The organism is Agaribacterium haliotis (assembly GCF_002312815.1).
In the GTDB taxonomy this organism is placed as follows: domain Bacteria; phylum Pseudomonadota; class Gammaproteobacteria; order Pseudomonadales; family Cellvibrionaceae; genus Agaribacterium; species Agaribacterium haliotis.
Genome location: NZ_NKQJ01000015.1, coordinates 14,201 through 28,994, shown reverse-complemented (window position 1 = coordinate 28,994; position 14,794 = coordinate 14,201). Strand labels below are relative to the sequence as shown.

The 14,794-nt window shown below is 50.4% G+C and carries 10 protein-coding genes; all 10 read left to right on the top strand.

What is annotated here, in order from left to right; all coding sequences use genetic code 11:
• Window positions 1-14 precede the first annotated feature (14 nt).
• The 10 genes from rpsK (at window position 15) to CFK45_RS16030 (ending at window position 14,761) form a co-directional block, all read left to right on the top strand.
• Window positions 15-407 (top strand): 30S ribosomal protein S11, encoded by a 393-nt coding sequence (gene rpsK, locus CFK45_RS16075; protein WP_096087473.1) that lies wholly within the window; start codon window positions 15-17, stop codon window positions 405-407.
• 13 nt (window positions 408-420) lie between these two features.
• Window positions 421-1,041, top strand: a complete 621-nt coding sequence (rpsD, locus tag CFK45_RS16070) for a 30S ribosomal protein S4 (protein WP_096087472.1) — start codon at window positions 421-423, stop codon at window positions 1,039-1,041.
• A gap of 59 nt (window positions 1,042-1,100) precedes the next feature.
• Window positions 1,101-2,087 (top strand): DNA-directed RNA polymerase subunit alpha, encoded by a 987-nt coding sequence (locus CFK45_RS16065; RefSeq protein WP_096087471.1) that lies wholly within the window; start codon window positions 1,101-1,103, stop codon window positions 2,085-2,087.
• Between the two features lie 74 nt (window positions 2,088-2,161).
• Window positions 2,162-2,560, top strand: a complete 399-nt coding sequence (gene rplQ, locus CFK45_RS16060) for a 50S ribosomal protein L17 (protein WP_096087470.1) — start codon at window positions 2,162-2,164, stop codon at window positions 2,558-2,560.
• A 235-nt stretch (window positions 2,561-2,795) separates the two neighbouring features.
• Window positions 2,796-4,919, top strand: coding sequence for a 4-alpha-glucanotransferase (gene malQ / locus CFK45_RS16055; protein ID WP_096087469.1), 2,124 nt, complete (start codon window positions 2,796-2,798; stop codon window positions 4,917-4,919).
• A gap of 15 nt (window positions 4,920-4,934) precedes the next feature.
• Window positions 4,935-7,136, top strand: a complete 2,202-nt coding sequence (gene glgB / locus CFK45_RS16050) for a 1,4-alpha-glucan branching protein GlgB (RefSeq protein WP_096087468.1) — start codon at window positions 4,935-4,937, stop codon at window positions 7,134-7,136.
• Window positions 7,136-9,382 carry a glycogen debranching protein GlgX gene (gene glgX, locus CFK45_RS16045; protein WP_096087467.1) on the top strand — a complete coding sequence of 749 codons (2,247 nt, stop codon included), beginning with the start codon at window positions 7,136-7,138 and terminating at the stop codon, window positions 9,380-9,382. The genes glgB and glgX overlap by 1 nt, the downstream gene beginning before the upstream one ends.
• 8 nt (window positions 9,383-9,390) lie before the next feature.
• Window positions 9,391-11,862: a glycogen/starch/alpha-glucan phosphorylase gene (locus CFK45_RS16040; RefSeq protein ID WP_096087466.1), complete on the top strand. Its 2,472-nt coding sequence runs from the start codon at window positions 9,391-9,393 to the stop codon at window positions 11,860-11,862.
• 18 nt (window positions 11,863-11,880) lie between these two features.
• Window positions 11,881-13,146 carry a glucose-1-phosphate adenylyltransferase gene (gene glgC, locus CFK45_RS16035; protein ID WP_096087465.1) on the top strand — a complete coding sequence of 422 codons (1,266 nt, stop codon included), beginning with the start codon at window positions 11,881-11,883 and terminating at the stop codon, window positions 13,144-13,146.
• Window positions 13,147-13,210: 64 nt separating this feature from the next.
• A complete protein-coding gene (locus CFK45_RS16030; protein ID WP_239923721.1) occupies window positions 13,211-14,761 on the top strand; it encodes a glycogen synthase in 1,551 nt (516 codons plus the stop codon).
• Window positions 14,762-14,794 lie beyond the last annotated feature (33 nt).

Genomic DNA, 14,794 nt, shown 5'->3' with positions numbered 1-14,794 from the left:
GGGGCTGATGAATCATGGCTAAGCCAAGCGGAAAATCCGCCAAGAAAAAAGTCAAAAAGACAGTTGTTGACGGCGTTGCTCACATTCACGCTTCATTCAACAACACCATCGTAACCATTACCGATCGTCAGGGTAACGCTCTGTCATGGGCCACCGCTGGTGGTTCCGGTTTCCGTGGTTCTCGTAAATCTACTCCGTTTGCTGCTCAGGTAGCTGCCGAGCGCGCAGGTCAAGCTGCACAAGAGTACGGTTTAAAGAACCTCGATGTTGAAGTTAAGGGCCCTGGCCCCGGTCGCGAATCAGCAGTTCGCGCTCTGAACAACATCGGTTACAAAATCACAAATATTACGGACACGACTCCTGTTCCTCATAACGGCTGTCGTCCTCCGAAGAAACGTCGCGTATAAGGGGGTTTGAATAATGGCTCGTTATCTTGGACCTACTTGTAAACTGTCTCGCCGTGAAGGTACTGACCTTTTCTTAAAGAGCGGTGTACGTGCATTAGAAAGTAAATGTAAAGCTGAAACCATCCCTGGTGTTCACGGTGCGCGTCGCGGCCGCTTGAGCGACTACGGTGTTCAGCTGCGTGAAAAGCAGAAAGTTCGTCGTCTCTACGGCGTTCTGGAAAAGCAATTCCGCAACTACTATAAAGAAGCTGCTCGCATCAAAGGCGCAACCGGTGAAAACCTGCTGCAACTGCTCGAGCGTCGTCTTGATAATGTTGTTTACCGCATGGGTTTTGGCGCTACGCGTTCAGAAGCTCGTCAATTGGTAAGCCACAAAGCGATTGTCGTAAACGGCCAGGTTGTTAACGTTCCTTCTTTTCGTATTAAAGAAGGTGATGTAGTTGCCGTTCGTGAAAAGGCTAAAAATCAGCTGCGTATTCAAAACGCACTCAACATTTCAGCGCAGCGCGCTGAGGTAGAGTGGGTCGATGTGAGCGCTGAGAAAAAAGAAGGCGTATTTAAGCGCGTTCCAGATCGTGAAGATCTGCCTGCTCACATCAACGAAAACCTGATTGTTGAGCTGTACTCAAAATAATCGCGTTTGACGTTAATCTAGACGAAACCTAAACGGATAAACACTGAAAGGGTGTGTATATGCAGAGTGCTGTAAACGAACTTTTGACACCTCGCAACATTGATGTCACGGAGTTGGCGCCTACTCATGCCAAAGTGGTTCTCGAGCCACTTGAGCGTGGTTTTGGTCATACATTGGGTAATGCGCTGCGTCGCATCTTGCTGTCTTCTATGCCGGGTTGTGCGGTAGTTGAGTGCGAGATCGACGGCGTACAGCACGAATACAGTGCGATCGAAGGTGTGCAGGAAGATGTTGTAGAAATCCTGCTCAACCTGAAAAACGTCGCTGTCATCATGCACGGCAAAGACCAGGTTGTATTGAACTTGGTTAAGCGGGGCCCTGGCCCTGTCACAGCTGGCGATATTCAGCTTGAGCACGACGTTGAGATTGTTAACCCAGAATTGGTTCTGGCTAACATCAACAACGACAGCGAATTGAGCATGCGTCTGACAATTGCTCGTGGCCGCGGCTACGAGCCTGCAGATGCGCGCCGTCAGGACGAGGACGAAACTCGCTCTATCGGCCGCCTGCAACTCGATGCATCTTATAGCCCTGTTCGCCGCGTTGCGTACAAGGTTGAGAGTGCTCGTGTTGAGCAGCGCACTGACCTCGATAAGCTGGTATTGGATCTGGAAACCAACGGTACCCTCGATCCGGAAGACGCCATTCGCCGCGCCGCGACCATCCTCCAGCAACAGCTGGCCGTGTTTGTTGATCTCGAAGGTGAAAAAGCTGCAGAGCCTGAGGAGAAGGAAGAGCAAATCGATCCTATCCTGTTGCGCCCTGTCGATGATCTTGAGCTGACTGTTCGCTCTGCGAACTGCCTCAAAGCTGAGAACATCTACTACATCGGTGACTTAATCCAGCGCACCGAAGTTGAGCTGCTGAAGACCCCTAATCTCGGTAAGAAGTCATTGACCGAAATTAAGGACGTGCTCGCTTCGCGTGGTTTGTCTCTGGGTATGCGTCTGGAAAACTGGCCACCAGCCAGTCTGAAAAACGACTAAGCTAACGGCTTGGTTTTAAAGAGTAGAATACGGCGCGCAGTGCGCGCGCCAAAATTAAGTTAAAGGTTGTTGCTATGCGTCATCGTCACAGTGGCCGTCAACTCAACAGAAATAGCTCTCACCGCAAGGCCATGTTTAAAAACATGGTGGCATCTCTGGTTGAGCACGAAGTCATCAAAACTACTTTGCCTAAGGCAAAAGAACTGCGTCGCTACGCCGAGCCGTTGATCACTCTGTCTAAGGTAGACAGTGTTGCCAATCGTCGTCTCGCGTTCGATCGCACCCGTAACAAAGCGACCGTCGGCAAGCTGTTCAGCGAAATCGGCCCGCGTTACGAAAACCGCCCCGGTGGTTATCTGCGTATTCTCAAGTGCGGCTATCGCGCTGGCGACAAGGCGCCTATGGCCTATGTTGAGCTGGTTGATCGTCCTGCACCGATTGTAGAAGACGAAGTGGTTGAAGCTGAAGATTAAAAATCAGCGGTAAAACTCCAAAAGCCGGGCAATGCCCGGTTTTTTTTTGACCAAAATAAAGCAAAGCATTGAAGCTGGCATCAGCCTCCTTGTATTGTCTCTCGCATGTCACGTAATTCCTGCTAATATGGTTGGGCCTGTACTCAGGCTCATCGCAGGGTGTTTTAGCCTTGTGCTTTAGCGATGCGTGCGCAGTTCAGACACAATCAGAATCAAGGGAGTATGAGCAGCGTAGATGAGTGACCTCGACCGCCTGTTTTACTGGCGCGGCATTGCGCCTGATTTTTACAATTTTCGCGGCGAACTAACGCCCGTACCGATCGAAAATCGCTTAAAACTTCTGCAGGCTATGGGGGTTAATACCGACGACCCCGGCGCTGTTGCACAAGAAGCGTTTGAGCTTGATATCAAACCTTGGCAAAGCTGGTTACCCCCGCTTGAGCTTATTTCTGCCATCGGCGGCTACGCCGATATTAATTTCCCCCCCGAAGAACTCGGCGAAAATTTTCGCTGGCGTTTAAATACTGAATCTGGCGAATTAATTAATCAAGGCGTGTTTGTTCCCGCCGAGCTCGAAGAAGTTGGCGACTATGTGCACGAGGGCAGGCGCTATACACGCCGGCGTCTGCAGCTCGGCCACCTGGATGCAAATTACTACGATTTTGAGCTCTGTGGCGAGCGCCGCAGTCAAACAACGAAGTTGGCCGCTGCGCCAGAACAGGCCTGGCTGCCGGACTGGGCCGGCGATCAGCAGGCTAAACCCTGGGGCCTGTTGATTCAGCTTTATACATTAAAGTCGAATCACAACTGGGGCATCGGCGATTTCAGTGATTTACAGCGCTTGATTATTGAATCGTCTAATTGGGGCGTCGATGTTATCGGGCTCAACCCATTTCACGCATTGCAGAGTAATCTTAAACACGATTACAGCCCTTACAACCCATCCGATAGACGCTTTTTAAACGCACTGTATATCGATGTTGAACAAGCCTGCGGCTTTGATACAAAGTTTGTTAACGAAGATGCCATTAACAACGAGCGGCAGCGCAGCCACGTTAATTTTGAAGCGCAGCGCCAGCTTAAGTATCAGGCGCTTTGGTATTGTTTTAACAATTATTTGAGCGCAGGTAAGCGTGAGGTTTTTGTTCGTTATATTGAACAAAGTGACAATACCCTGCTTGATTTTGCCAACTATCAGGTGCAAAACAATTGGGCGCCAGAATCAATCCAGCGTAATAGCGGCAACAAAAAAGACTTATTAAAATCCTTACAAATGCTTTTGCTCAGCCAAAGTGAGCACCAACTATTGGCCTTTTATTGCTATTTGCAGTGGCAGTCAGACGAGCAGTTTGAACTGTGCCAAAAAGCCGCAGATGCCGCTGGCATGAGCTTAGGTTTGGTCAGAGACCTGGCCGTTGGCGCCAATGGTGGTGGATGTGAAGTGCAAAGCAACGGTAAATTGTTTTGCCACGATGCATCTGTCGGTGCACCGCCCGACCCGCTGGCTCTGACAGGGCAAAATTGGGGGTTGCCGCCGATGGACCCAGCCGAACTGCGTCGCACCGGCTTTGCGCATTATATTAAATTACTGCGCAGTAATATGACTCACTGCGGCGCCCTGCGCATTGATCACGCCATGAGTTTATACCGCCTGTGGTGGTGCCCGCCGGGGGCGACGGCCGATAAAGGCGCGTATATTTATTACCCATTTAAAGAGCTGCTCGGCTTGCTCTGCCTCGAGAGTCATTTGCACAAGTGCGCAATTATTGCCGAAGACCTCGGCATCGTTCCCGAAGAGTTTAAGCTAGAAATGCAGCGCACTGGCCTATACAGCAACAAAGTATTTTATTTTGAAAAAGTTGCAGAAGATCGCTTTAAGCACCCTCGCGACTACGCTCACCACGCCTTGGCGATGCTTAACAACCACGATGTTCCGACCATCGTCAGTTGGTGGAACGCCAGCGATCTCGAGCTTCGCGATAGCCTTGATCTGCTCGGCAATAACAATACCTTAGAAAATGCCCAGGCGCTGCGCGAGCGCGAGCGCTGTCATCTGCTCAGCTTGATGCAGGCCGATAATATGTTGCCTGTGAGCTGGTCTGTGAATGACAGCGGTAAAGCCGCGGATGTCGACTTAGTTCACGCAATTTTGCGTTTTGTCAGTCAGGCATCGTCTCAATTCTTTATGGTGCAACTTGAAGATTTAATGATGATGGATGCGCCGGTCAATGTTCCCGGCACCTATCTGGAGCATGAAAATTGGAGCCGTCGCTTACAGTTCAGTTTGGAAGAGCTGTTTGCGGACGATATTTTGCATAGTCTTTTTGACTCAATCACTACCTTGCGAAAAAGTATATAAATAAGGCAGCACTTCATGGCGGGATTACTAAGCGAAGAATGCATTCAGCGCATTATCGATTCTGAGCACGACGATATTTTTTCCGTGCTAGGCATGCACAAAAATGACGATGGAAGTTACTGTGTGCGCGCGTTTGTACCGGGCATTCAAAATATTGAACTGTGGACTTACGACGGCCTGGAGCTACTGGCGCCGATGGAGTGTTTACACAGTGATGGCCTTTATGAAGGTATTTTGCCTGGCAAACGTTCCGACCCATATCTATTAAAAATATACGGTAACTGGGGCGAGCAACTAATTGAAGACTGTTATCGTTTTGGCTCGTTATTAAATCCCGACGATGTCTTTTTGTGGGCGCAGGGCAATAACGAACAGGCCTACGAGATGCTCGGTGCGCATTTAATGAGTGTCGGTGATGTCGATGGCTGTCGTTTTGCCGTATGGGCCCCCAATGCTTCGCGTGTATCGGTTGTGGCTGATTTTAATTTGTGGGATGGCCGCCGCCACGTGATGCGCAAGCTTATTCCATCGGGCATTTGGGAGATTTTTATCCCCGGTGTGACGGCCGGCGATAAATACAAATTTGAAATCAAAGACTGCGATGGCAACTTGCTGCCTCACAAAGCAGACCCTTTTGGTTTTGCCGCGGAGCTGCCACCCCAGCAAGCGTCGGTGGTTGCCGATCACAGGGCCTACCAGTGGCACGACCAGGACTGGGCAGATAAACGCGGCTGGCGCACAAAAAACGACAGCGCTATTTCGGTATACGAAGTCCACTTGGGTTCGTGGAAGCGCGTTCCGGAAGAGGGCAACCGCTATTTGAGTTATCGCGAGCTGGCCGAGCAACTGATTCCCTATGTCAAAGAAATGGGCTTTACCCATGTGCAGTTGATGCCGGTTAGCGAATACCCTTTTGACGGTAGTTGGGGTTATCAACCAGTGGGTTTATTTGCCGCAACCAGTCGTTACGGCAGCATTGACGATTTTAAATATTTTGTTGACCAGTGCCACCAACACGAGCTGGCGGTTCTGATTGACTGGGTACCGGGCCACTTCCCGACCGATGCACACGGTCTCGGGCGTTTTGATGGCACGCCGCTGTATGAACACGCCGATGACAGGCAGGGTTTTCACCCGGATTGGAATACCTATATTTACAACTACGGGCGCAGTGAGGTCTCTGGCTTTTTAATGAGCAATGCGCTGTTTTGGCTCGATAAGTTTCACATCGACGGCCTGCGTGTCGACGCCGTTGCCTCGATGCTCTATCTCGATTACAGCCGTGAAGACGGCGAGTGGATAGCCAACCGTTACGGCGGCCGGGAAAACCTCGAGGCGATTGATTTTCTTAAAAATACCAACGAGCGTGTCTATCGCAATTTCCCCGATACCATGATGGTTGCCGAAGAGAGCACCGCCTGGCCTGGGGTCAGCAAGCCGCTGTACTCCGGTGGCCTCGGCTTTGGTTTTAAATGGAATATGGGCTGGATGAACGACAGTCTTGAATATGTCAGCAAAGAGCCGGTGCACCGCAAATACCACCATCACAATATGACCTTCTCGCTGCTGTACGCATTTAGCGAAAATTTTATTTTACCGCTGAGCCACGACGAAGTTGTACACGGTAAAGGCTCTATTCTGGATCGCATGCCGGGTGATGCTTGGCAGAAATTTGCCAACCTGCGTTCGTATTACGCATTTATGTGGACGCACCCCGGCAAGAAATTAATGTTTATGGGCTGTGAATTTGGTCAGGGCCCCGAGTGGGATCACGATAATTCGCTGTGCTGGCACCAGCTGGAGCACAGCGAACACAGTGGTGTGCAGCGTTTGGTAAAAGATTTAAATACACTCTATTTAAACAGCCCGGCACTGTACGATAACGACAGCGACCCCGATGGTTTTGAATGGGTTGAGGCCGACGACAGGCACAACTCGGTGTTTGTTTTTCTGCGTAAATCGATAAGCAGCAATGGTCAACTTGTGGTCATCAGCAATATGACGCCCGTGCCCAGGGAAGACTACCGTGTCGGAGTGAATTTGGCTGGGCGCTATCGCGAAATAATCAACACCGATGCCGATATTTACGGCGGTTCAAATATGGGTAACGCAGGTGTGGTAGAAAGCATAGAGCAGAGCTGGCAGGGCAGGGAACGCAGCATAGTGATTACAGTGCCGCCGCTGGCGACGGTGATATTTGAATTTGAGGGTGACTAATGCAGACATTCTGCAGCAGGGCCGGAAATAGCTGGCCGCTTGGCGCCACACCCGACGAGCAGGGTGTGAATTTTGCTCTGTTTAGTGAGCACGCTGAAGCGGTTGAGCTGTGTCTATTCGACAGCTATGGCCAGCAGGAAGTACAGCGCCTAGCTTTAAAAAAAGGTGAAGATCACTGTTGGTCTGTTTTTGTACTTGGGCTTAAAGCCGGTGCTAAATACGGCTATCGTGTTTACGGCCCGTATTTACCGGAAAAGGGCCTGCGCTTTAATGCCAATAAATTATTGATTGACCCTTACGCGCGCGAGCTCGATCGGGATTTTTGCTGGGATAAAAATGTTTTTCCCTACGACAGTAAAAACCTGCAAAAAGATCTGAGCTTAAACGATGGCGACAGCGCTGCGATTGTTCCCAAAAGTGTGGTCTGCGAGCGCGCTTCCAGTGAAGACATTGCCGCGATACAAGCAAAAAAGCCCGGGCTCAGTTGGGCTGAACTTGTTATCTACGAGTGCCACGTGCGCGGCTTTAGCCAGCTCAAGCTAGAGCTACCTGCCGATATACGCGGCACCTTTGCCGGTCTGGCTCACCCCAACAGCATTAATTATTTGCGCTCGCTGGGTGTCAGTGCAGTGGAACTGCTGCCGGTACACAGTTTTATTGATGAAGAGTTTTTGGTGCAGCAGGGCCTCAGCAATTACTGGGGTTATAACACTCTGAATTTTTTCTGTGTGCACCGCGATTATTTGAGCTCTGGCAAGCGCGAAGAGTTTAAACAGGCGGTGGCCGCGCTGCACGAGGCCGGCATAGAGGTAATACTCGATGTGGTCTATAACCACACAGCTGAATCCAATCAATTTGGCCCCTTGTTGAGCTTCCGGGGTATCGACAATCTCAACTATTACCGTCTCGAAAAAAGCAGCGCACGCTACTACGTCAACGATACCGGCTGCGGAAATACTGTGCGGGTTGAGCATCCGCGGGTGATGCAATTGGTGCTCGATAGCCTGCGTTACTGGGCAGGGGAAATGGGTGTTGACGGTTTTCGTTTTGATCTGGCCAGTATCTTGGGGCGAGACGAAAAAGGCTTTAGTAATCGCGCCGCATTTTTTCAAGCGGTTGCACAAGACCCTTTGCTTGCCAGTTGCAAATTTATTGCCGAGCCGTGGGATATTGGCCCGGGCGGTTATCAACTCGGTGCGTTTCCTGGGCAGTGGTCGGAGTGGAACGATAAATATCGGGATATCTGCCGGCGCTTTTGGACTAATGAAAATGGTGTTTTACCGGAGTTTGCCCGGCGTATTCACGGTTCGGCCGATTTATTTGAATACAGCGGCCGCAAACCGCGAGCTAGTTTAAATTTTATTTGCAGCCACGACGGTTTTAGCTTGCGCGACTTGGTCAGCTATCGAGAGCGCAACAATATTGCCAATAAAGAAAATAACCGCGACGGCCACCACGCCAATTTTAGCGATAATTATGGTGTCGAAGGCCCCAGCCAGGATGCCAATATCGACGCGGTGCGCTGGCGTCAACAGCGCAACTTTATTGCGACCTTAATGTTTAGCCAAGGCACACCGATGATGCTTGGCGGCGATGAATTTGGCCGCACTCAACAAGGCAACAACAATGCCTATTGCCAAGACAACGAAATAAATTGGTTTAATTGGCCAGAGCACGATGAGCAGGCCGAAGCTTTAAAAGCCTTTACTGCGCACTGTATTGAACTGCGCAAAGCCTTTGCGCTGTTTACCAGTGAGCACTATATCCACGAGCCAAATACCTTTTCTGCCGAGGGCCGCTGCTCGCGTTGGGTCAATGCCAGTGGGGCAGCGATGAGTGATGACGACTGGCATCACAGCAACCAAAATCAACTCGGCTGGATTTTACAAAGTGCCGCCGACGCAGGTGTTCATAGCGCTGATGAACAGGCAGGCCCGGTTGCAAGCAAGCCCGGTGAGGCGAGCGACAAAACCACAACTAGTGAAGAGACGGCAGCTTCTGAACAAAATACAAGCCAGAAAAGCGGCTGCATGTTAATGCTGTTATTTAATGCATCCGATCAGGACCTGCAATTTCATATGCCTGACGAAGCGGGTGTTAAAAACTGGCAGTGTTTGCTCGATAGTGCCAGCAGTGATGGCAAAGCGGTGGTAGAAAAAATTGAAAGCGGGGCGAGCAGTTTTATGTGTGCTCGCTCTTTACAGTTACTTAAGGCAGTTTTTATTGAATCAGACTCTTCAGAGTGAGGCTCACCATGACCGTCGATGCAGTAAGCAGTACAACAGGAAGTGACAACCAGCGCGTAAACAACAATGACAGCAATGAGCTGTCATCGAATATGCAGCACCATTTGCTCTATACCCTCGGCTGTTTTGACCACCAAAAAGCCAAAGACTGGAGCCAGGCGCTGGCTCTGGCTGTGCGCGATCACCTGATGCACGACTGGCAGCAAACCCGCCTTAAAGAAACCACCTACGAAACCAAGCGCGGTTTTTATTTAAGCCTTGAATTTTTACTTGGCCGCAGCATGAACAATGCGGTAATGAGCATGGGGCTTAGAAGTTCGGCCGGCCGAGCCTTACAAGAGCTCGGCCAGGCCTATGAAGAACTTGAAAGCGAAGAGCGCGACGCGGGTCTTGGCAACGGTGGCCTCGGCCGCTTGGCTGCGTGTTTTATGGACAGCTGTGCGGCGCTGGCGTTGCCCGTGCGCGGCTATGGCATTCGCTATGAATACGGCATGTTTCACCAGAGCATTCGCGAGGGCCGCCAATTTGAGCAGCCGGATCACTGGTTGATGGCTGGCAACCCTTGGGAAATAGAACAGGCCGATAGAACGTGCACAGTGAAATTTTACGGCCGCTCAGAGTTTTATGTAAATGATGCCGGCGCATCCTGTAAGCGCTGGGTCGATACGCACGATGTACTTGCCGTGCCTTACGATATGCCCATTCCCGGCTATAAAAATGGCGTGGTCAACACCTTGCGTCTGTGGAAAGCCGCTGCGACGCACGAATTTAATTTGCAGGATTTTAACGACGGTGATTACGCCGATGCGGTTGCGCAAAAAAATCTGGCAGAGCAAATTACCATGGTGCTTTATCCAAATGACGCCAGCGAAAACGGTAAAGAATTGCGCCTGCGCCAACAGTACTTTTTGGCTTCGGCCAGCTTGCAAGATGTAATCAGTGAGTGGTGTGTGAAACACGGTGATGATTTTAGCCAGTTTGCAAAATTTCACTGCTTCCAGCTGAACGACACGCACCCGACCCTGGCGGTTGCTGAGTTAATGCGTTTGTTAATTGACGAGCACGGCCTTGAGTGGGATGAAGCCTGGGAAATTACCACCGGAACCATGGCTTACACCAATCATACCCTGCTACCAGAAGCACTTGAGCGCTGGCCTGTGCGCCTGCTCGGTGAGCTGTTGCCGAGATTGCTCGATATTATCTACGAAATTAACGCGCGTTTTCTCGCCGAAGTTGCCCACCGCTGGCCCGGAGATGTCGAGCGCCAGCGCCGCATGTCTCTGATTGAAGAAGGGCAAGAGCCGCACGTGCGTATGGCTTATCTCGGCATTGTCGGCAGCTTTTCTGTCAACGGTGTTGCTGCTTTGCATTCGGAGTTGTTAACGCGCGGTTTGTTTCGCGACTTTTTTGCCCTGTGGCCTGAAAAATTTAACAACAAAACCAACGGCGTTACCCCGCGGCGCTGGCTGGCTCACTGTAACCCGGGCTTAAAACAACTTATCGACTCCTGCATTGGCAAAGAGTGGGTGTGTGAACTCGACAGGCTAGAACACCTGAAAAACTACGCCGATGACGCTGCGTTTCAACAGCAGTGGATGGATGTTAAGCAGGATAACAAGCGCCGCTTAGCGGCCTTGGTTAAAGACAAGTGCGGCGTTGATTTTGACGAGCATTTTATTTTTGATATTCAAGTTAAGCGCATTCACGAATACAAACGCCAACTGTTAAATGTTCTTCACGTTATTCACCTGTACGACAAAATTACGCGTGGCGACGCCGAGCAAGTCGCGCCGCGCTGTGTATTAATTGGCGGTAAAGCTGCGCCGGGTTATTTTCTGGCAAAACTTACCATTAAATTAATTAACAACGTTGCCGCGGTGATCAATAGCGACGAACGTGTCAGCGAGCGTTTAAGGCTGGCGTTTTTGCCTAACTACAATGTCAGTGCCATGGAAATTATTACCCCGGCCGCAGATCTAAGCGAGCAGATAAGCACGGCAGGTAAAGAGGCTTCTGGCACCGGCAACATGAAATTTATGATGAACGGCGCCTTGACCATTGGTACCTATGATGGTGCAAATATCGAAATTTTAGATGCCGTTGGCGAAGAACACTTTTTCCTCTTTGGTTTAAAAGAAGATCAAATCGTTAAACACCGCATGCAGCACAGCCCGAGCTCTATTGTCGAAAACGACTTGGATTTGGCGCGAGTCATTGGCTTGCTGCAGTGTGGCCACTTCAGCATGTTTGAAGAGGGGATTTTTCAGCCGCTGATCGACTCGGTGTTAAATCCTCACGATCCGTGGATGACGGCGGCGGATTTCAGATCTTATGTCGATGCGCAGCAGCGCGCAGCCGATGCCTATGAAAATAAAAAGCTGTGGACGCGCAGCAGCATACTTAATACCGCCATGAGCGGAAAGTTTTCCAGTGATCGCACGATTAGGGAGTACGCGCAGGATATCTGGAAAATCGTCTAATTATAAGGAGCACATGATATGTTAGACCCCAACTCGCGCTATGTAAGTCGCTTAACTCGCGACACCGTCGCCGTGATACTTGCCGGCGGCCGCGGTAGCCGCTTACATGAGCTGACCGACTGGCGAGCCAAACCTGCGCTGCATTTTGGTGGTAAATTTCGAATTATCGATTTCCCATTATCTAATTGTGTTAACTCAGGTATTCGTCGAGTCGGTATTTTGACTCAGTACAAGGCCCACTCCCTAATACGCCATATTCAGGCCGGCTGGAGTCATTTTAAGAAAGAGTTGGGCGAGTACGTTGAGATTCTTCCTGCGTCTCAGCGTTACTCTCCAAATTGGTATCAGGGTACGGCGGATGCGATTTATCAAAACCTGGATATTCTCGCCGAGCAAAGCCCTAAATACGTGATTGTATTAAGTGGCGATCACGTTTATCAGATGGATTACGGCTCGATGATTGCCGCACACGTCGAAAGTGGTGCCGACCTTACCGTAAGTTGCATTGAAGTGCCGGTTGAAGAAGCCGCTGGTGCATTTGGTGTAATGACGGTCGACAGTGACAACCGCATTGTGCGTTTTGATGAAAAACCGGCGCATCCAACCGAGCTCGAAGATTTGCCCGGCCACACACTGGCGTCGATGGGCAATTATATTTTTAATACCGAATTTTTGTTTGAGCAGCTGCGCAAAGATGCGCAGGATGAAGACAGCGAACACGACTTCGGCAAAAATATTATCCCTAAAATTATCAGTAACAACAAAGTTTGCGCCTATCGTTTTCGCGATCACGATACCGATGAGGTGTCTTACTGGCGCGATGTCGGTACCCTCGATTCGTTCTGGCAAGCCAATATGGAATTGGTTGAGCCGACGCCGGCGCTGAATTTATACAATCAGGACTGGCCAATCTGGACCTTTCAAAAACAGAGCCCTCCGGCAAAATTTGTCTTTGACGACGATGACAGGCGCGGCACCGCGGTTGATTCAATGGTCAGCGGGGGCTGTATTGTCAGTGGTGGTACGGTACGCAAATCGCTATTGTTTTCTGAGGTTCGCGTGAACTCCTATTCACTGATCGAAGAAAGCGTGCTGCTGCCGGATGTTGAAGTCGGTCGCGGCTGTAAAATACGCAAAGCGATTATCGATACGGGTTGCCAAATTCCTGAAAATACCATTATTGGCTACGACGCCGAGCACGATGCGGCGCGAGGGTTTCGGGTAACCGCAAAAGGCGTGGTATTGGTCACCAAAAAAATGCTCGGCCAACAAGAGACACTGTAAGTTATTTTTGATCGCTGGTTGAAAATAGAAAACAAAATTATAAAAGTTTATTAGAAGTACGTAGATGCAAAACAAATCCATTTTGATGGTCGCTGCTGAAAATGATGCTCTGCCAGGAGCCAAAGTCGGCGGCGTCGCCGATGTCCTGCGCGACCTACCGCTAGCGCTAAAGCAAAAAGGTTACAAGGTTCAGAGTATTATTCCATCTTATGGCATGCTCGCGCGCCTGCCCGAGGCTAAATTTGCCGGTCAGATCTATGTTGAATTTGCCGGCCAGCAGCAATTGGTCACGTTTTATCGCTATCAACACGACGGTGCCGATGCCTGGATAGCCGATCACCCGCGCTTTAGCCCCCAGGGCGAAAAAATTTACTGTCACGATGACGACAGTGCGCCGTTTGCGACTGATGCAACTAAATACGCATTTTTCTGTATGGTTGTTGCCGAAGCCTTAAAGCAAGATTTCTTGCCGATGCCGGATATTGTGCACGCCCACGATTGGCACGCGGCGTTTTTATTAATTTTGATGAGCCTGGCTCCGCAGTACGTTAAATTAAGTCATATTCAAACCGTATTTAGTATTCACAATTTAGCGATGCAGGGCGTAAGGCCGTTTCGCGGTGAAGAGTCGTCGTTTGAGCGCTGGTATCCAAAAATTATTGTTGACCCGCGTATCATTGCCGACCCAAATTATCCGCACTGTATGAACCCGATGCGTGCCGGCATTGCCATTGCAGATAAAGTACACACGGTGTCGCCGAGTTACGCTGAAGAAATTCAGCAGCGCAGCGATCACGCACTCGGTATTTATGGCGGTGAAGGTCTCGAAAACGACTTGCGCGCACGCGCCGCGCAGGGGCAATTATTTGGCATATTAAACGGCTGTAATTACGACGGCTTCAAAGCTACCAAAGCACTTGCAAAAACGACGCTGGTCAAGTTGTTGCAACAAAGCGTTTTGAATTGGGCTGCGAGTGAGCGCCAACTGCGTACCGCACACTGGCTGGCGGATAAACGCATCGCAGCGTGGGCGGCCTCAAAAAAGAAAAAGGTCCTGATGACTTCGGTTGGCCGGGTGACCGAACAAAAAGTGCGCTTGATGACATCGAGCATGCTCGACGGTCGCAGTGCGCTTGGCGCCATGCTTGAGCACGGTGGCAGCGAGTTAGTATTTTTAATGCTTGGCAGCGGTGATGTCCAGCTTGAACGCGAACTCGTTAAAATCAGCGCCGAGCACGAGAATTTTATTTTCCTCAACGGCTTTGCCCCGGCCATTGCCGATCAGCTCTATGCGCAAGGCGATTTATTTCTGATGCCCAGCTCATTTGAACCCTGCGGTATTAGCCAGCTACTGGCCATGCGCGAAGGCCAACCCTGTTTGGTTAACAGCGTAGGTGGCTTAAAAGATACGGTCGAGCACAATGTCACCGGCTTTAGTTTTACCGGCGACAACGAAGGTGCCCAGGCCTGGGCAATGTTAAAATGCTTTGAGCAGTGCTTTGATTTAGTAAAAGAGCGCGGCAAGCAGTATCAAAGTATCAAAGCCAATGCCACAGCGGCGCGTTTCAGCTGGGATGCGGTGGTGGATGAGTACGCGGAAAAGCTGTATTGCTGATTGCTCTTACCGGCCGCCGCGATGTGGGGCGCT